The organism is Bradyrhizobium brasilense (assembly GCF_029714345.1).
GTDB lineage: Bacteria > Pseudomonadota > Alphaproteobacteria > Rhizobiales > Xanthobacteraceae > Bradyrhizobium > Bradyrhizobium australafricanum.
The window spans coordinates 3,407,461-3,425,379 of record NZ_CP121669.1 but is presented as its reverse complement, the minus strand read 5'-3'; the positions used below and the strand labels follow the sequence as shown (position 1 = coordinate 3,425,379).

General features: G+C 65.5%; 16 protein-coding genes. 7 read left to right on the top strand and 9 right to left on the bottom strand.

Features of this window, described 5'->3' with window-relative positions; genetic code table 11:
* Positions 1-4: 4 nt before the first annotated feature.
* Positions 5-985: an ADP-glyceromanno-heptose 6-epimerase gene (gene rfaD / locus QA635_RS15865; protein WP_283070203.1), complete on the bottom strand. Its 981-nt coding sequence runs from the start codon at positions 983-985 to the stop codon at positions 5-7.
* 135 nt (positions 986-1,120) lie between these two features.
* Between rfaD and waaF the strand changes: the two genes are divergently transcribed.
* Positions 1,121-2,185 (top strand): lipopolysaccharide heptosyltransferase II, encoded by a 1,065-nt coding sequence (gene waaF, locus QA635_RS15860; protein WP_283070201.1) that lies wholly within the window; start codon positions 1,121-1,123, stop codon positions 2,183-2,185.
* Here the strand turns inward: waaF and QA635_RS15855 are convergent.
* Positions 2,167-3,207, bottom strand: a complete 1,041-nt coding sequence (locus QA635_RS15855; RefSeq protein ID WP_283071661.1) for a glycosyltransferase family 4 protein — start codon at positions 3,205-3,207, stop codon at positions 2,167-2,169. The two genes, waaF and QA635_RS15855, sit on opposite strands and share 19 nt — an antisense overlap.
* A gap of 138 nt (positions 3,208-3,345) precedes the next feature.
* Between QA635_RS15855 and galE the strand changes: the two genes are divergently transcribed.
* Entirely contained in the window at positions 3,346-4,359 is a 1,014-nt protein-coding gene (galE, locus tag QA635_RS15850) for a UDP-glucose 4-epimerase GalE (RefSeq protein WP_283070200.1), read from the top strand.
* Between the two features lie 110 nt (positions 4,360-4,469).
* Positions 4,470-6,281, top strand: a complete 1,812-nt coding sequence (locus QA635_RS15845; RefSeq protein WP_283070199.1) for an ABC transporter ATP-binding protein — start codon at positions 4,470-4,472, stop codon at positions 6,279-6,281.
* Between the two features lie 10 nt (positions 6,282-6,291).
* Here the strand turns inward: QA635_RS15845 and QA635_RS15840 are convergent, their stop codons facing one another.
* Complete coding sequence (locus QA635_RS15840) at positions 6,292-7,470, bottom strand: dipeptidase (RefSeq protein WP_283070198.1); 1,179 nt, start codon at positions 7,468-7,470, stop codon at positions 6,292-6,294.
* Between the two features lie 153 nt (positions 7,471-7,623).
* On the opposite strand from QA635_RS15840, the gene QA635_RS15835 reads away from it, so the two are divergent.
* Positions 7,624-8,325 (top strand): fumarylacetoacetate hydrolase family protein, encoded by a 702-nt coding sequence (locus tag QA635_RS15835; RefSeq protein WP_283070197.1) that lies wholly within the window; start codon positions 7,624-7,626, stop codon positions 8,323-8,325.
* A 67-nt stretch (positions 8,326-8,392) separates the two neighbouring features.
* Here QA635_RS15835 and QA635_RS15830 read toward each other — a convergent pair whose 3' ends face one another.
* Positions 8,393-8,617 carry a hypothetical protein gene (locus QA635_RS15830; protein WP_283070196.1) on the bottom strand — a complete coding sequence of 75 codons (225 nt, stop codon included), beginning with the start codon at positions 8,615-8,617 and terminating at the stop codon, positions 8,393-8,395.
* Between the two features lie 208 nt (positions 8,618-8,825).
* Between QA635_RS15830 and QA635_RS15825 the strand changes: the two genes are divergently transcribed.
* Positions 8,826-9,098, top strand: a complete 273-nt coding sequence (locus QA635_RS15825; protein WP_283070194.1) for a hypothetical protein — start codon at positions 8,826-8,828, stop codon at positions 9,096-9,098.
* Positions 9,099-9,189: 91 nt separating this feature from the next.
* Here QA635_RS15825 and QA635_RS15820 read toward each other — a convergent pair whose 3' ends face one another.
* The 4 genes from QA635_RS15820 to QA635_RS15805 all read right to left on the bottom strand — a co-directional run bounded on the left by QA635_RS15820 (position 9,190) and on the right by QA635_RS15805 (position 14,854).
* On the bottom strand, positions 9,190-9,567 hold the full coding sequence (locus QA635_RS15820) for an SPW repeat protein (protein ID WP_283070193.1): 378 nt from the start codon (positions 9,565-9,567) through the stop codon (positions 9,190-9,192).
* Between the two features lie 18 nt (positions 9,568-9,585).
* Entirely contained in the window at positions 9,586-10,950 is a 1,365-nt protein-coding gene (locus QA635_RS15815; RefSeq protein WP_283070192.1) for an MFS transporter, read from the bottom strand.
* A 270-nt stretch (positions 10,951-11,220) separates the two neighbouring features.
* On the bottom strand, positions 11,221-12,903 hold the full coding sequence (gene ggt, locus QA635_RS15810) for a gamma-glutamyltransferase (RefSeq protein ID WP_425249158.1): 1,683 nt from the start codon (positions 12,901-12,903) through the stop codon (positions 11,221-11,223).
* Between the two features lie 253 nt (positions 12,904-13,156).
* The gene (locus tag QA635_RS15805) at positions 13,157-14,854 is read right to left on the bottom strand and encodes an NAD-dependent malic enzyme (protein ID WP_283070191.1); all 1,698 of its coding nucleotides are present in this window, start codon (positions 14,852-14,854) and stop codon (positions 13,157-13,159) included.
* Between the two features lie 325 nt (positions 14,855-15,179).
* On the opposite strand from QA635_RS15805, the gene QA635_RS15800 reads away from it, so the two are divergent.
* Positions 15,180-15,335 carry a hypothetical protein gene (locus QA635_RS15800; RefSeq protein WP_016843659.1) on the top strand — a complete coding sequence of 52 codons (156 nt, stop codon included), beginning with the start codon at positions 15,180-15,182 and terminating at the stop codon, positions 15,333-15,335.
* 90 nt (positions 15,336-15,425) lie between these two features.
* Here the strand turns inward: QA635_RS15800 and QA635_RS15795 are convergent, their stop codons facing one another.
* Positions 15,426-16,355 (bottom strand): aspartyl/asparaginyl beta-hydroxylase domain-containing protein, encoded by a 930-nt coding sequence (locus QA635_RS15795; protein WP_283070190.1) that lies wholly within the window; start codon positions 16,353-16,355, stop codon positions 15,426-15,428.
* Between the two features lie 353 nt (positions 16,356-16,708).
* On the opposite strand from QA635_RS15795, the gene QA635_RS15790 reads away from it, so the two are divergent.
* A complete protein-coding gene (locus tag QA635_RS15790) occupies positions 16,709-17,911 on the top strand; it encodes an ABC transporter substrate-binding protein (protein ID WP_425249157.1) in 1,203 nt (400 codons plus the stop codon).
* Positions 17,912-17,919 lie beyond the last annotated feature (8 nt).

Here is a 17,919-nt window from a genome sequence, read left to right as displayed (position 1 = left end):
CGCTCTAGCGATAGCGATCCGCGCGATCGAGAAAGCCCTTCACATAGGCCCCGACTGCGTCTTCCAGGCGCGTGAAGCCGCCATTGTATCCAGCGCGCCCGAGACGATCGACAACGCTCTGGGTGAAGTACTGGTAACTGCCGCGAATCTGCTCGGGCATGTCGACATACTGGATGTTCGGCTCGAGCCCGAGCGCGCCATAGGCCGAGACGATCAGGTCCTTGAAGCTGCGCGCCTTGCCGGTACCGACATTGAACAGCCCGGAGACCCGCGGCGTCGCGATCAGCCACATCATCACCCGCACGACGTCGTCGACATAGATGAAGTCGCGGCGCTGATCGCCGTCGGCGATGCCCTCGCGATGCGACTTGAAGAGCTGCACGACGCGGCCCGCCTTGATGTCGTCGAAGCGGCGCGCGAGCACGCTCATCATCGGGCCCTTGTGATATTCATTGGGGCCGAACACGTTGAAGAATTTCAGCCCGGCCCATTGCGGCGGCAGAGGCTCGCCCTTCGCCGCGCGCTCGGCGACCGCAAGGTCGAACAGGTTCTTGCTCCAGCCGTACAGGTTCATCGGCCGCAACCGCTTCAGCGCCTCGACCGACGCGTCGTCGTCAAACCCCCGTTCGCCGTCGCCATAGGTCGCGGCCGAGGAGGCATAGATGAACGGCGTGGCATTTGCCGTGCACCAGTCGAGCAGCCGCATCGAGAGACGGAAATTGGTCTCGATCACCAGGTCGCCATCGGTCGCCGTGGTCTCGGAAATGGCGCCGAGATGGATCACGGCGGTGAGCCGCCGCCCCTTCAGCCAGTCGCCAAGCTCGGCCGGCGGAACGACATCGGCAAGCTGGCGCTTGGCCAGGTTCCGCCACTTGCCGTCCTGCCCAAGCAGATCGCAGACCGCGACGTCGCTGCGCCCGGCGTCGTTCAACGCGGCCACGACGTTCGATCCGATAAAACCGGCGCCCCCGGTTACCAGAAACATGATGAAATCCCGCCAGATTCCTTTGCAGCCGTCAGCTTTGCCCCACTCCCGCGCCGCAGGCAACGACGGCTTTACCTCTCATCGCGAACCGGTTACCGACTTGGCCGCGCCCGATCGGTCCTGGCCTATTTAGAAATGAATATTGATTCAACACCTGATATCGAAACACAGGATACCGGGGATACCAGACCTATCCTCGTGGTGCCCTATGTTTGGATCGGCGATTTCGTGCGCGGCCACACGGTGGTCAGGGTGCTCCGCAAGCGCTGGCCGAACCGGCCGATCGACCTTCTGACATCCAGGCTTTGCGCCCCTTTGGTCGATTATATGCCCGATGTTCGCGCCGGGATCGTGTCCGACCTGCCGCGCAGCCGGCTGGCGCTGGCCCAGCAGCAGGCGCTCGCGGCCGAGCTCCGCCGACGGAACTACGCCACCGCGCTGGTGCTGCCGCGGACCTGGAAGGCCGCTCTCGCACCGGCGCTGGCGGGCATCCCGGAACGGGTCGGCTTCTTTGGGGAGGTGCGGTTCGGCCTCATCAACGCGATGCGATGGGGCGAAAAGCGGCAGCCGCGCTTCATCGACAAGAACGCGATCCTGGCGCTGCCCGACGGCGCCGCCCGCCCGCCGGAGTGGCCGGTGCCGCAGCTTCGGGTTCCCGCGGACGAAATCGAACGCTGGCGGCAGGCCAACGGCCTCGGCCGCGGTCCCGCCATCGCGCTCGGCCCCGGCTCGGTCGGCGCCTCGAAACGCTGGACCTATTATCCGGAGGCCGCGCGGCTGTTCGCCGAACATGGCTTCGACGTCTGGGTGGTCGGCGGCCCCGGCGAGAAGGCGCTGGCGCAGGAGATCGCGGCAGCCGGCGGCGCGCGGGTCCGCGACCTCACCGGCAGCGATCTGCGCAACGGCATCGTTGCGATGGCCGCGGCCAGCGTCGCTGTGACCAACGACTCCGGCCTGATGCACATCGCCGCCGCAATCGGCACGCCGACCATGGGCATCTTCGGCCCGACCGATCCCAAGCTCTGGGCGCCCCTCAACGGCCTCGCCGCGACGGTGCTGCAGACCAGGAGCAAGCTGTCGTGCCAGCCGTGCCAGCGCACGGTCTGCACCATGAACGATCATCGCTGCATGCGCGACATCGCCCCCGAAGAGGTCGTGGAGATTGCGCAGCGCGTGCTGGCTCAGCTCAGCGCGCGGTAGACCGCCGCGATCGCGTTCGCCTCGGCATCGAGGCTGAACTTATCCACAACTCGTTGCCGAGCCCGCGCCCCCATCGCCGCGGCCGCTGCCGGATCGCGCATCAAGGGCTCCAGCGCGGCCACCAGCGCGTCGGCGTCGCCAGGCGGCGTCAGCACGCCGGTGACGCCGTCCTCGACGACGAACTCGGCCGCGCCGGCGCGCGCGGCCACCAGCGCCGCGCCCGCCGACATCGCCTCGATCAGGGTCAGGCCGAAGCCTTCATTGCGCGAGGTGAAGGCGTAGATCGTCAGCCGCTGGTACCAGCGCACGACATCCTCGATCAGCAGTTCGCCCGTGATGATGATGCGCGATTGCAGGCCGGCGGCCTCGATCTTCCGCTTCAGCTCGTTGGCAAAGGCCAGTTGCTCCGGCACCACGGCGCCGACAATGACGGCGGTGAAATCGGGATAGCGCGGCAGCAGCCTGCACATCGCCTCGACGAAGACGTCGCTGCCCTTCTGCGCGCGCACCCGCCCGAAACAGCCGATCGCATAGCGTCCCGGCAGTCCGCTCTCGGCGAAGGCGCTCGCGCGATCGGCCGGCGGCGCATAACGATCGGTGTCGACGCCGTGCATCACGACGGTCGCGTCGCGCTTCAGATAGGAGGCCGACAGCGGACTGGTGGCGATGATCGCATCCATGTTGCGGATCAGCCAGCGCGTCAGCCAGGTGTGATGGCGCTGCGCCGCTGAGGTGAAGATCAGTTTCAGCGGCCAGCCAAGCATACGCAGCGCGAGCCCGACGATCATCTCGTCGTTGCGCCGCGCATGCCAGATCAGCGGCGACGCGCGCCGCCACAGCCGCAGGAGACCGGCGAATCCGATCGCGTCGATGCCGTCGGGCCGATGCGAGCCGAGCCAGGCTGCGCGAAACATCTTTGCGAGCTTCGGCGCGACCATGCGGTTGGTCGCGGTGACACCCGAATAGCGTCGGTGCAGATTGGGCACGATGAGCTCGAGCTCGCCGGCAGGTGTGTTCTCGATCGGCACGCAAGTCTCCGTTTCGTGCCAGTTCCTATACGCAACATTAAGCATAGTGGCCAGTTCGGCCGCGGCGAAACCCCCTCTTCACCGCACTCCCGCTAGCATCACCGGTTAAAGAACATCGGGAGAGCTCTATCCATGACCGTGCTCGTGACCGGCGGCGCCGGCTATATCGGAAGTCACATGGTTCATGCGCTGGTTGATGCCGGCGAGAGCGTCGTCGTGATCGACAACCTTTCCACCGGCTTCTCCGCGTTCCTGCCCGAAGCCGTGCCGCTGTTCATCGGCGATGCCGGCGACGAGAACCTCGTCGAGGGCGTGATCGCCCAGCACGGCATCGACAGCATCATCCATTTCGCGGGCTCCGTCGTGGTGCCGGACTCGATGCGCGATCCGCTCGGCTACTACCGCAACAACACCATGACGACCCGCAGCCTGCTCAACGCGGCGGTGAAGGGCGGCGTCGGCCGCTTCATCTTCTCCTCGACCGCGGCCGTCTACGGCAATCCGGACCAGGTGCCGGTGCCGGAGATCGCACCAACGCGTCCGCTGTCGCCCTACGGCTCGTCGAAGCTGATGACCGAGATCATGCTGCACGACGTCGCATCCGCTCATGGCATGAGCTACGTCGTGCTGCGCTACTTCAACGTCGCCGGCGCCGACCCGAAGGGCCGCGTCGGCCTTGCCACCATCGGCGCCACCCATCTGCTCAAGATCGCGGTCGAGGCCGCGACCGGCCAGCGCGCCAAGATCGACGTGTTCGGCACCGACTATCCGACCCAGGACGGCAGCTGCATCAGGGACTTCATCCATGTCAGCGACCTCGTCGAGGCGCATCGCTCGGCGCTGTCCTATCTGCGCGCCGGCGGGCAATCGGTGACGATGAATTGCGGTTATGGCCGCGGCTATTCCGTGCTCGAAACCATCGAGGCGGTGCGCCGGGTCTCGATGCGCAATTTCGCGGTCGCCTACGCCGCGCGGCGGCCTGGCGACATCATGACCATGGTGGCCGACACGACAAGGATCCGCTCGCTGCTTGACTGGACGCCGCGCTACGATGATCTCGAGACCATCGCGAGCCACGCACTGGCCTGGGAGGAGAAGCTGTTCCGGGAGCGCGCCGGCTCCGCACGACAAGCGGAATCGGCCTAAAAAACAAACCGTTATCAAGCAGTTATTGTGCTTGAAAAAGCCCCGCCAAGCGGGCAAGGAGGTCCCGCAACCCTGACGGCCGGCGCTGCCCCGCCGTCAATGGAACGCGGATGGCCCAGTTTCCAAAGAAAATTACCGACGATCCCTATGGCGCGGCGATCCTGATTCGCCGCCTGGTCATGGAACAAGGGATTACCTATTGGCGGCGCTATCTGACGGCGTTCGCCCTGATGGCCGTTGCGGCCGGCTCGACGGCCGGCGCCACCTACGTGCTCGGCCAGGTGATCAACCAGGCCTATGTCGACAAGAACATCCCCGGCATCGCCATGTTCGCCGGGATCACGGTGGTGCTGCTGTTCATCAAGGGCGTGGCGACCTACGGCCACATGGTGATCCTGAACAAGATCTCCAACGCCATCCTCGCCAGCAACCAGCGGCAGCTATTCGCCAAGCTGATGAGCGAGAGCATCGGCTTCTTCTCGCAGCGGCACTCGTCGGAATTCCTGGCGCGGCTGACCGCCGGCGCCAAGTCGATCACCGACGTACTCAACATGCTGGTCAATGCGATCGGCCGCGACTTCCTGATGCTGATCAGCATGGTCGCCGTCATGGTCTGGCAGGACCCGCTGATGTCGTTCATCGGGCTCGTGGCGGTGCCGCCGGCGATGCTGATGCTGCGCAGGCTGGTGAAGCGGATCAAGGCGCTCGCCTACAACCAGTTCACCGGCACCGCCGACATCATGGAGACGATGCAGGAATCGCTGCAGGGCATCCGCACCGTGAAGGCGTTCACGCTGGAAGGCACCATGCAGCAGCGGATCGACGAGCACATCGCAACCGTCGAGAGCAATGCCAACAAGATGGCGCGCGTCGCCAACCGTTCCAATCCGCTGATGGAAATGCTCGGCGGCTTCGCGGTCGCCGGCTGCCTGATGTATGGCGGCTACAGCGTGGTGGCGCTCGGTTCCACGCCGGGCCAGTTCTTCACGTTCCTGACCGCCTTCCTGATGGCGACCGAGCCGGCCAAGCGGCTGGCGCGGCTCAACATCGACCTCAACAGCCAGCTGGTCGGCGCGCGGATGCTGCTCGAGGTGGTCGATAGCCCGGCGAGCGAACAGACCGACGACGACAAGCCGGCCCTGAAACTCTCCGACGCGCGGATCGAGCTGCGCGACGTCAGCTTCGCCTATCGGCCGGGCGAGCCGGTGCTGAACCGCATGAGCTTCGTCGCCGAGCCCGGCAAGGTGACCGCGCTGGTCGGCCCCTCCGGCGGCGGCAAATCGACCGTGCTGGCCTTGCTGCTGCGTTTCTACGAGACGCGCGAGGGCGACATCCTGATCGACGGACAGCCGATCTCGTCAGTGTCGCGCAAATCGCTGCGACAGCAGACCGCTTATGTCGGACAGGACGTCTATCTGTTCCGCGATACCATTCGCGCCAACATCGCCTTCGGCAAGCAGGGCGCCACCGAGCAAGAGATCGTCGACGCCGCCAAGGCCGCCTGCGCGCACGACTTCATCATGAGCTTCCCGCTCGGCTACGACACGCCGGTCGGCGAGCACGGCACCCAGCTGTCCGGCGGGCAACGCCAGCGCATCGCGGTCGCCCGCGCGCTGATCAAGAACGCGCCGATCATCCTGCTCGACGAGGCCACCGCCGCGCTCGACTCGGAGTCCGAGAAGCAGGTGCAGGAAGCGATCGAGCATCTCTGCCAGGGCCGCACCACGATCGTGATCGCGCACCGCCTGCACACCATCATGCATGCCGATGCCATCCTGGTGGTCGAGGGCGGCGAGATCGTCGAGCGCGGACGGCACGAGGAATTGCTGCGCCGCGGCGGCCGCTACGCCTCGTTCTTCCGCCTGCAGCACCACCACGACCCGTCGCCGCTGGCGCTGGCGCCGATCAGCGCCACCGGCTAGGGCCCGCCTCTCATCCCTTCGGGGCAATGCCTGCGCGGAGCACGCGCAGCACGTTGCCGCCCATGACCTTGCGGATGTCGTCCTCCGAGAACCCGCGCGACATCAGCGCCTGGGTCACGGCGACGATCTCGCTGGCATCGAAGCCCGTCGTGGTCGAGCCGTCGAAATCCGAGCCGAGGCCGACATGGTCGATTCCGACCAGGTCGCGCACATGGGCGATCGCCCTCGCCACGTCCTTCGGATCGAGCGAGCAGACCGCGCCTTGCCAGAAACCGATGCCGACCACGCCGCCGGTCCGCGCGACGCCGCGGACTTCGTCGTCGGTGAGGTTGCGGTTGACCTTGCAGGTCGCCTGAACGCCGCCGTGGCTCGAGACCACCGGACGCGTCGCCATCGCCAGCACCTCGCCGACCGCCGCGTGGCTCGCATGCGCGAGGTCGACGATCATGCCCATCGCCTCCATCCGCTGCACCACCTGCCGGCCGAGCGGCGTCAGCCCGCCCTTTGCGACGCCGTGCATCGAGCCCGCGACATCATTGTCGAAGAAGTGAGCGAGACCGGCCATTCTGAATCCGGCGGCGTAGAGCACGTCGAGATTGCCGATATTGCCCTCGATGTCCTGCAAACCCTCGATCGACAGCATGCCGCCAACCACCGTCGCGCCGCTCTTGCGGTCGGCGACCAGGCGATCGAAGTCGGCCGGCGTCGCGATCAGGCGCAGCCGCCCGGCGGACTGCTCGGCGAAGCTGTGCAATTTCTCGGCATGCCACAGCGAGCGCTGCAGCAACGAGAACCACGTCCGTGGCGGCTGCAGATCGATGATGGCGAGGTTCGTGATGGTGTCGGTATCGGCGCCGTTGGCATCATAGTTCTGGCCCTTGGGCGACTTGGTGACCGACGAGAACACCTGCAGCGCGTAGTGTCCCTCGATCAGGCGCGGCAGGTCGATATGGCCGCGATCAGATCGCGCGATCAGGTCACGCTTCCACAGCAGGCTGTCCGTATGCATGTCCGCCACGTCGAGCGTCGCCTGCAGGGCCGTTGCGGCGGGCGTGATATCCAGCGCCACGCGCTGGACCCTGTTCTGCGCCCGATCGATCCGCTCCGGAACGACCGCGAAAAAGCGAACGGCGGCGGCGATCAGGACCACGGCGACCAGCGCCAGGCCCATCGAAAGCCATTTCCTCATGGGCACCACCGCCTTTGTCGACCAAAGGCGGCCGCGCTCGGCGGAAAGCTGGCCTCACCTCTGCGCCGGATGCAGCCGCGGCCACTAGCCCTGAGCGGCGTAAGCGCGTAAATACCGCCCGCGCTCCCTCCTTCAACCCTCCGGGACCCGTTCATGAACGCCGCATCCACCGTCATTCCGCTTCCCCCGCAGCCCTCGCTTCCCGTCGTCGGCGAATCCGGCACCTATCCGGTCCGCCGCATCTGGTGCGTTGGCCGCAACTATCTCGAGCATATCAGGGAGATGGGCAATGACGAGCGCGCGCCGCCGTTCTTCTTCGGCAAGCATGCCGACATGCTGGTGCCCGACGGCACGACCATCCCCTATCCGCCGCTGACCAAGGACCTGCATCACGAGGTCGAGCTGGTGGTGGCGATGAAGAGCGGCGGGTTGAACATTCCCGCCGACAAGGCGCTCGAGCATGTCTACGGCTATGCCGTCGGCATCGACCTGACCCGCCGCGACCTGCAGATCGCCTCGCGCAAGAAGGAGCGGCCCTGGGAGATCGGCAAGTCGTTCGACTATTCCGCGCCCTGCTCGGCGATCCAGCCGGCCGCGAAGATCGGCCACCCGACCGCGGGCAAGATCTGGCTCACCGTCAACGGCAAGGAAGCCCAGAAGGGCGACCTCACCGAGCTGATCTGGAACGTGCCTGAAATCATCTGGCAGCTCTCGCAGCAGGTGAAGCTCGCCGCCGGCGACATCATCATGACCGGCACGCCAGCCGGCGTCTCGCAGCTGCAGGTGGGCGACAAGCTCGAATGCGGCGTCGACGGCGTCGGCAAGCTCGCGGTGACGATCGGCAAGCCGGAATAACCGCCTCAGGAACAAGGCCAGGCCCAAAGCCCCGGACCTCAGGTCCGGGGCTTTTTGCTGTGCGCCGTCAGCGCATCGTGCCGGGCATGCAGGGCGGCTCGGTGAAGGGGGCGGTCGCGAACGATCCGACCTTCGGCGCGCGCACGCAATCTGTGGTCTTGCTGCTGACCGTCGTTGTCGTCATCGCAGCATTGGCGCGCCGCACCGCAGCGTTGTTGCCGGCGGCGGACGCCTGCGTCGAACAGGCGGCTGCCGCAACCAGCGCAAGCACTGCGAGGGTCAATTTGGTCATGGGATTTCTCCGTACGGTGGATGAAGCCGACCTAGCTCGGCTCCTGTGATCAGGACCGCGCGCGCCCGGAAATTATTTCATCACGCGCGATCACCGCGCCGCGAGCGCCCGATCACATCAGATGGAGCGGGGAATACCGGAGCGACCGGGGCACTCCATGTCATCAAGGCCGCGCGCAAAACGCGGCGATGACGGTATGGAGGTTTTCATGATCGATCTTCAACGACCCGGCGTACGACTTGGCTTGGCTGCGATTATGTCCGCGGCAATGGCGACCGCTTGCTTCGCACAGGCGGCGGTCCAGCAGCCCCGCGCCTACGCGTCAAACGAAACCGCGAGCAGGCCGTGGTCGGCGCCGGTCGGCCATCGCCAGCCGCGCGCCGCCGATATTCCGGCGACGACATCGACATCGCAGCAGATCATCGATCAGGAGGACGCGATCGTCGACCGCAAGATCAAGGGGATTTGCCGCGGCTGCTAGAGCATGATCCGGAAAAGCGCGAAGCGGTTTTCCGAGGAGGTCATGCTCAAAGACAAGGAGCCACACCCCTCGGTCTCGCCGGTGGCGGATCCTACGGCCTTTCGGCGGCCTGCGGCGCCGCCGGGCCGAAATGCGTCTTCTCGTATTCGAGCCACAGCTCGAGCAGCGCCATGAACGCCACCACCGCGCCGGCGGCGATGGCAAAATGCATCGCGCGGGTATGCGTGAAGCCGAGCAGCCAGGGCGAGACGATCAGCCAGCAGCCGACGACCAGGTTGATCCATTCTTCCCAGATCGAGAACGCGACGATCGCCGCCAGCGACATGATCGCGATCGCCGCGCCGCTGATCCTGAGATCGATCGCCGCGGTCGGATCGGCCCGCACGAACAGCCACGGCGCGGCGAGCAGGAAGATCGCGGCGACGAGGTTATAGAGATCGAGCGCCGATTCTTTTCGCCACTTCATCATCGATTGCTCCCTTGCTACTCAAACCCGCTGCTGATGCGCCTCGGGCGCATTGATGTCCCTGCCCGTGTAGTCGGTCATCATCGCGGTCGCGACCAGCGTGATGATTGCGCAAGCCGCGATATAGGCCGCGATCGCGGTCGCCGAATGGAACGTGCCGAACAGCCAGGTCGCGATCAGCGGTGCCGGACCGCCGGCGATCACGGAAGCAAGCTGATAGCCGAGCGAGGCGCCGCTGTAGCGCAGGCGACCAGTAAAGCTCTCTGCGATCAGGGCCGCCTGCGGGCCGTACTGCATGTCGTGCGGAATCAGCGACAGGAAGATCGCAAGGAAGATGATCGTTTCCGATCCGGTGTTAAGCATCGCGAAATAGATGAAGCCGAACACGCCGGTCACGGCAGCGCCGATCATGTACATGTTCTTGCGGCCGATCTGATCGGAGATGTGCCCGCACAGCGGGATCGAGACGAACGACAGCACCGAGGCCGCGAGCACCGCGGTCAGCAGGAAGTCGCGCGACACGTGCAGCGTTCCGACGCCGTAGGAGAACACGAAGGCGGTGAAGATGTAGAACGGCGCCTGCTCGGACATCCGCGCGAAGGCGGACAGGAGGATCTCCTTCGGATGATCGCGGATCACCGTCAGCATCGGCGTGCGGTCGAGCTGACGCTCGGCCAGCAGCTTGCTGAACACAGGCGTTTCCAGAATGCCGAGCCGGATGTAGAGGCCGACACCGACCAGGACGATGCTGAGCGCGAACGGAATGCGCCAGCCCCACGACAGGAACTGGTCGCCCGACATCTGGCTGAAAGCCAGCACCGCGAGATTGGCGAGGAACAGTCCGCAGGGCACGCCGAATTGCGGCCATGACGCGATCAGGCCGCGGGAGCGATCGTTGCGCGCCCATTCCATCGACATCAGCACCGAGCCGCCCCATTCGCCGCCGACGCCGACGCCCTGGATGAAGCGCAACACGGTCAGGATCACCGCGCCCCAGATGCCGATGCTGGAATAGGTCGGCACCAATGCGACCGCCGCGGTCGCCAGTCCCATCAACAGCAGCGTCGCGATCAGCGTCGACTTGCGGCCGATGCGGTCGCCATAGTGCCCGAAGATCGCGGCCCCGATCGGCCGCGCGACGAAGCCGACCGCATAGATGGCGAAGGCCTCGAGCGTGCCGACCCAGGGATCGGAATGCGGAAAGAACAGTTTTGCGAAAACCAGGCCGGTGACGGTGCTGTAGAGAAAGAAGTCATACCACTCGATCGCGGTCCCGACGGTGGAGGCGATCACCGCACGGCGCATCTGCAGCTGATGCTCGGATGGTGTGAGCCGGTTGGCGTCGAGGCCGGGGGTCAGACCAAGCGTTGGGCCAAATCTTGCCATGGGGGTGTCTCCCTCGCACAGGCCCCCGGACGGATATTGACTTGGTTTGTTTGAGCACAAACGATAAGGCGCGCCGGAAAGTTCCACCGGAACGGAACGTCGAGGCTTGAACTTTAGTCGGCCTTCAGTCGGCCATGGCGAGCGACAGATCGCAACGCGTCGAGGGCGTCGTCCGCCACCGCTCGCCCACGGGGGGACCATGCTTCGCACATGGCTGCCGGATGCGCCCGGCAACCGCCGGGCGGCTCCGTCAATCCACCGCGCTTCGTCTCATGACAGCCCGAGGGCCCGCCCGTCGCTGCGCGGATCATGCGCCCCGGTGATGCTCCCGTCGGCGTCGATCCGGATCGCACCCGGATGTCCTGCGAGCGGGCTCTGGGCTGGTATCGGACTGATTTCGTGGCCTCGCCCGGCGAGCGCCTTGAAGACCTCTTCACCGGCATCCTTCTCCAGCTTCAGGCTGTCGCGCGCATCGGAGAACGTCTTGCCGAGCAGGAAACGCGGTCGCGACAGCGCGGTGAGCGGATCCATGTTGTAGTCGATCAGCCTGGTCAGCACCGCCGCAAGCGTCTGCGGCTGGCCGTCGGCTCCCTGCGTGCCGTACAGCAGGTGCGGCCGTCCGCCCTTGAGATAGATTCCCGGATTGAGCGTGTGGAACGGCCGCTTGCCTGGCTTGAGGCAGTTGGGGCTCGCCGGGTCGAGGTTGAACGACGCACCGCGGTTGTGCCAGATGATGCCGGTGTCGCCGGCCACCATGCCGCTTCCCCAATCGTAGTAGACGGTTTGCAGCATGCTGACGCAATTGCCGTCCCGGTCGGTCGCGGCGAGATAAACCGTGTCGCCCTTCTTGAACACGTGCGGCCACGGCATCGCCTTCTCGAGGTTAATCGCCTTCGCGCGCGCGTCGAGGTAGCTCGCCGAGAGCAGCTGATTGACCGGAACGTCGACGAATTCCGGATCGCTGATGTAGCGGCTGCGGTCGATGAAGGCCTGCTTCACCGCTTCGACCAGCAGGTGATAGTAGTCCGCGCTCCCTTCCGGATATTTCGCGAGCTCGAAGCGGTCGAGGATACCCATGATCTCGAGCGTTGTGAGACCCTGCGTCGGCGGGCGCAGCCCGAGCAGCTCGCCGCCGCGATAGCCGACGCGCAACGGCGTCTCGTCGCGCGCGCGGCAGCGTGCCAGATCGTCGGCGGTCAGCGGCGAGCCGATCTGCTTCAGTCCGGCCGCAATGCGCGCGGCGAGCTTTCCTTCGTAGAAATCACGCCCGCCATTTGCCGCCAGCATCTCCAGCGATTTCGCGAGCTCGGCCTGGACCAGCGGCTCGCCGATTTCAGGCATCCGGCCGGCGGGCATGAAGATGCGCTGGATGTCGGGCCAGTCCTTCAGGTTCTTCGCTTCCATGTCCTGCCAGAAGCGCTGCGACGGCGTGACCGGGAAGCCCTTGCCGGCGTATTCGATCGGGCGCGCGAACAGCGACGCCCAGCTCTGCTTTCCGGCCCAGGACTTGCGGCTGAAATCGAACGCCTGGTCCCAGACGTCGACGGTCGTGGCCGCGGTCAGCGCCGACCCAGGCCCCCGGATCGGGACCGAGCCGCTGTAGTTCGGCAAATTGAGCGCGGCCTGACCTGCGCCGGACAGCGTCCGGACGTTTCCCTTGCGGTCGCTGATCACCATGAAGCTGTCGCCGCCGAGGCCGCTGAAATGCGGATAGGTCACGCACAGCGTGGCACCGATGGCGATGACCGCCTCGATCGCATTGCCGCCCTTGCGCAGCACCTCGAGCCCTGCCTGCGTGGCAAGTTCGTGCGGGCTCGTCACCATGCCAGTCTTCGATCGCGCCAGCGCGCCCGTATTGTCGAGGGCCCGGAGCGGTCGCGGCGCCGCCGCGGCGACCGCCGTGAGCATGGACCCGATCAGCAACTCCCTGCGCGACATGCCAAGATTGGCCATTCGACTTCCCTCCCCGTTTCCTCGTTGTGTCGATGTTGTGCGATCGCGGGCTGCGGACACCGCGACGTCCAAATCCCCGAAGGACCGCCACTGGCATTTGGCATGCCAAGATTGAAGAAAATTCTTACTTCGGTCAAGCCCATCGAGTAGACGCGAGCGGGGTCGAGCCCGGCCCACCCCGATCATGATGGTCGCAAAATCGATGCGGCCCGCGCGCGGCGCGGAAGATCGCGCCGCGCCGCCGCGCCGAGCTCTAAGCCCGATCGCTGCGGCGGTACGGCACGTAGCGCGGCGTCCAGACCTTGGCGTGAATCCGCGCCTCGACCTGGTCGATCGGAACGTCCCTCGCCAATCCCTCCTTGTGCGCCTGCAGCGCGACCGCGAGCGCCACGGTCTGCGAGACGTCGCGCAACGCGCTGACCGGCGGCAGCAGATTGTGCTTCGGGTTGTCGCGCGCCGGCGAGACGCTGGCCAGCGCCTTGGCGGCGGCCATGAACATGCCGTCGCTGACCCGGCTGGCACCGACCGCGAGCGCGCCGACGCCGACGCCCGGGAAGATGTAGGAGTTGTTGGTCTGGTCGACCTTGAAGCGCGCGCCGTCGCGCATGATCGGCGGGAACGGGCTGCCGACGCCGATCAGCGCCCGCCCCTCGGTCCACGCCTCGATATCGACCGGCATCGCCTCCTCGCGCGAGGTCGGATTGGACAGCGGGAAGATCACCGGCCGCTTGTTGCATTCGGCCATCGCGCGGACGATCGGCTCGGAGAACGCGCCGGCCTGGCCGGAGACGCCGATCAGCACCGTCGGCCTCGCGTTGCGCACGACGTCGAGCAGCGCGATCTTGTCAGGATGGCTGAGCTGCCAGCCCGCGATCGCCTGCCTGTCCTGCACGAACGGAAGCTGGAACGGGGCGAGCCCGCCCATGCCCTCGAGCAGCAGCCCGTCGCGGTCGACCATGAAGAAGCGCTTCGCCGCCTCGCTCTCCGGCAGGCCGGCATCGATCATCGCGGCGCGGATCAGGCTGGCGATGCCGCAGCCGGCCGAGCCTGCGCCGAGCACGGCGACGCGCTGCTCGGTGAGCGGCACGCCGGTGACGTTGATCGCGGAGAGCAAGGCGCCGGTCGCCACCGCCGCGGTGCCCTGAATGTCGTCATTGAAGGTCAGGAGCCGGTCGCGATAGCGCTCGAGCATGCGCGTCGCGTTGTTCTTGGCGAAATCCTCCCACTGCAGCAGGACGCGCGGCCAGCGCTTCACCACCGCCGCGACGAAAGCCTCGATGAAGTCGTCATAAGCCTGGCCGCGGACGCGCTCGTTGCGCCAGCCGACATAGAGCGGATCGGCGAGGCAATCGGGATTGTCGGTGCCGACGTCGAGCATGATCGGCAGCGTCGTTGCCGGATGCAGGCCGCCGCAGCCGGTATAGAGCGCGAGCTTGCCGATCGGGATGCCCATGCCGCCGGCGCCCTGGTCGCCGAGGCCGAGGATGCGCTCGCCGTCGGTCACCACGATCGCCTCGACGTGATCGAAGCGCGGATGGGCGAAAATGCGGTCGATCCGGTGCTGATGTGGGATGCTGAGGAACAGCCCGCGAGGCTTGCGGAACAGCCGACTGAATTTTTGGCAGCCCTCGCCGACGGTCGGCGTGTAGACGATCGGCAACAGCTCTTCCAGGTTGCCGACCAGGAGCGCGTAGAACAGCGTCTCGTTGGTGTCCTGCAGCTCGCGCAGAAAGGCATAGCGCTCGATGTCGGTCTCAAAGCCGCGGAGCGCCTCGAGGCGGCGCGACACCTGCTCGTCCAGCGTCAGGATATTGGGCGGCAACAGGCCATGCAGGTCGAACGCCTCGCGCTCGGCCTCGGAGAACGCCGTGCCCTTGTTCAGCTGCGGATCGGCCAGCAGCTCGTAGCCGCTCAGCGCAGTGGTCGCAAAAGCTCCTGATGACTCCGACATGGCAAGGTCCCCTCAATGCGAAACGCCAGATCGGACGTTATCACGCCCATGTAACGGATCGGAGTGCGAAGGCGCGCCGCCGCGCAAAGTTGAACGGCCCCGACGCTGCGGCTGCAGCTGCGGACCGACACCAACATACCTTGGTATAGCCCGCCTGATTCCTTGTGATGGCCCGTGCTTACGCCCGTACAGTTGAGCGATGGCGAGAGATTTTTACACTCGCGGCTACTCCAGCGTGATCAGGATCACTGCTCCGAGCCGTCAATCGCAAGACTGTCACGGGTAGCAGGTGTCGACTGGAACGCGGGTTTCGAGGGACACTCAGATGATCGTCAACATTCAGAAGCTGAACGGCCTGTGGCACCTGATCGTCGGGTCGTGCAAGATCCGAACTCCGTTCCTGGAGACCCAGGACCGCGAGTGGGTCGTCGCCTACGCCAGACGAATCTACCCCGGCGCCAAGGTTTTCGAGCGCGACTGACGCTGTTCCGCCTCACAGCTCTCGTCCCAGACAGAAAGCCCCGGAGCGTGCTCCGGGGCTTTTGCTTTCAACGCGGCAACGCCTCTGCAATCAGTGCAGCGCCGACATCACGATCAGGCCGAGGATCAGCGCGGTCGCGGAATATTTGAGCGTGTAATACACGTTCCGATTCCACTCCTTGACCTTGCGGCTGGCGAGATGGATCTCGTAGAGCTTGCCGAACACCTTGTTCAGCGCGCCGACATGCTCGCCGTCGACGTTCTCGGTCGCCGACGCCTTGACGATGTTGTGGCTGACCCAGCGGTTCATTGCCGTCATGAAGCCGAACTTCATCGGGCGCTCGACGTCGCAGAACAGGATGATGCGGTTGACGTCGGTCTTGTTCTCGGCGCTGTGGATGAACGTTTCGTCGAACATGAAGGCCTCGCCGTCGCGCCAGACGCATTCGACGCCGTCGACGAGGATGCGGCACTGGTTCGAGTTCGGCGTCACGAGGCCGAGGTGATAGCGCAGCGAGCCGGCGAAGGGATCGCGGTGCGCCCCGAGCTTGCCGCCCGGCGGCAGCATCGCGAACATCGCGCCATGCACGTTCGGGATCGAGTTGAGCAGCTCCACCGTCTTCGGACACAACGTCCGCGCCGACGGCAGGAAATCGTCGTACCATTTCAGATAGAAGCGCTTCCAGCCGCTCTTGAAGAAGGAGTAGAAGCCCCAGTCGTTGTTCCTGGCCGCGGCGCGGATGAAGCCTTCGTCGAACAGGCGCGTGGCCTCGTCGCGGATCGTCTCCCAATTGTCGGAGAGCTTCCTGAGCTCGGGAAACTGCTCGACCGGAATCACCGGCGTGTTGGGCACGGCGGAGCCGGCATACATCAGCACATTGTAGGGCGCGAGGTAGGTCGAGTGATCGCCGAGCTGGCGGGCGAAGCGCAACCGCTGCTTGCCACGGAAGTGGACGTAGAGCGTAGAGGCCACCAGCACGTAAAGAATGACGAGCTGCGGCGCGAAGAGCTGTCTCAACATGATCCGTCTATGATCGCTGCCCGCCGACGCTCTTCATGCCCCGCCCCGCAGGAGCCGTTCCCCTGACGGGCGGCCCAGTCCGGGCGGCGAAACGCGTCGCCGTCCGCGAAAATTCCCCTGTTTCATAGTGACTTGGCGCTGCGGCGCAGTCTGGCGAATGAGCCGGAAGCCTTGCCGCGGTGCCGTCCCGGACGAGCCATGTAAGCGTTCGCTCACCAAATGTGAAGCGTCGCGCCGCGCGGGCGCCACCTTTGTGACACTATTCACACACCTAATTCGCCATTGACAAACCGATTAGACAATTCCTAATCCTGAGATGGCCCGCCGAAGAGCGCGGACATCCAAAGGGAGGAATGATGAGACAGTTTCTGGCGGCAGCCCTTGTCGCGGCGATCACCACGGCCGCTCACGCCCAGGTTTCCGATGACGTCGTGCGCATCGGCGTGCTGACCGACCTGTCGAGCTGGGGCCGCGACAATTCCGGCCCGGGCTCGGTCGAGGCGGCCAAGATGGCGGTCGAGGAATTCGGCCCCACCGTGCTCGGCAAGCCGATCGAGATCATCTCCGCCGACCACCAGATGAAGACCGATGTCGGCGTGCAGGTCGTGCGCGGCTGGTTCGACAACGGCAAGGTCGACGCGGTCGTCGACATCCCGAATTCCGGCATCGCGATCGCCGTGCACAACATGGTGCGCGAGCGCAACAAGATCGCGCTCTTGTCCGGTCCCGGCGCGAGCTCGCTGACCGACGAACTGTGCAGCCCCAACACGGTGCATTTCGCCTACGACACCTACGCACTGTCCAAGGTGACGGCCTCGGCGGTGATCAAGGAAGGCGGCAAGTCCTGGTTCTTCGTCACCGCGGATTACGCCTTCGGCCAGCAGCTCGAGAAGGACGCGACGCGCTTCATCAACGAGATGGGCGGCAAGGTGCTCGGCAGCGTCAAGCATCCGACCAACACCGCCGACTTCTCCTCCTTTGCGCTGCAGGCGCAGAGCTCGAAGGCCGACGTGGTGGCGTTCGCCAATGCCGGCCAGGACACCGACAATTCGATCAAGCAGTCCGGCGAGTTCGGCCTCGTGCAGGGCGGCCAGAAGCTGGTCGGCCTCTTGATGTTCGATACCGACGTGCATGCGATCGGCCTCAACGCCGCGCAGGGCACCTACATGACGACGGCGTCATACTGGAACATGGACGAGAAGACGCGCGCCTGGTCGAAGAAGTTCTACGCCCGCGCCAATGTGATGCCGACCATGATCCAGTCCGGCGTCTACGGCTCGGTGCTGCATTATCTCAAGGCGATCCAGGCCGCCGGCACCGACGATCCGAAGGCGGTGATGGCCAAGATGCGCGAGCTGCCGATCGAGGACACCTTCGTGCATGGCGGCAAGCTGCGCGAGGACGGCCGCGTGATCCGCGACATGTATCTGGCGAAGGTGAAGAAGCCTTCGGAGTCCAAGGAGCCGTGGGATTATCTCGACATCGTCAAGACGGTGAAGGGCGAGGACGCCTATCGTCCGGTCTCCGAGTCGAAGTGCCCGCTGCTCAAGAAATAGGATCGATC